Genomic DNA, 373 nt, shown 5'->3' with positions numbered 1-373 from the left:
CCATCGCATCGGCCAGGACAGGCCGGTGTTCGTCTACAGGCTCATCGCCCGCGGCACCGTCGAGGAAAAGATCCAAGCCCTGCAGGAGCGCAAGGCCGAACTCGCGCGCGCCGTGCTCGAGGGCGGCGGTGCCAGTACCCGCCTGCGCTTCGACGAGGCCGACCTGGAAGCCCTGTTCGAGCCGGCATGAGGGCTCGGGCGAGCCGGCCCATGTCCGCGCGCTCGTGCCGGGAACGGGCGCCAAAGCGCGGCGCCCGCCGAAAGCAGAAGGCGCGGCCGGGGCCGCGCCTTCGCTGCTGCCGCAAAGCCGGCGGGCCCGGCCTTACTTCACCGAGAAGTCCTTGCTGCCGGCCGGCTGGCCGTTGAGCGAGAC

The 373-nt window shown here is 72.4% G+C and carries 1 protein-coding gene; it reads left to right on the top strand.

Annotated elements, in window-relative coordinates; all coding sequences use genetic code 11:
- The coding region (locus ACH65_RS20450) for a DEAD/DEAH box helicase (protein WP_049624077.1) at positions 1-190 on the top strand (190 nt) is incomplete at its 5' end.
- Positions 191-373 lie beyond the last annotated feature (183 nt).

It is taken from the genome of Frateuria defendens (assembly GCF_001182895.1).
Taxonomy (GTDB): domain Bacteria; phylum Pseudomonadota; class Gammaproteobacteria; order Xanthomonadales; family Rhodanobacteraceae; genus Frateuria_B; species Frateuria_B defendens.
Note: the sequence above shows the minus strand (reverse complement) of the source record. Positions and strands in the feature narration are given on the sequence as shown.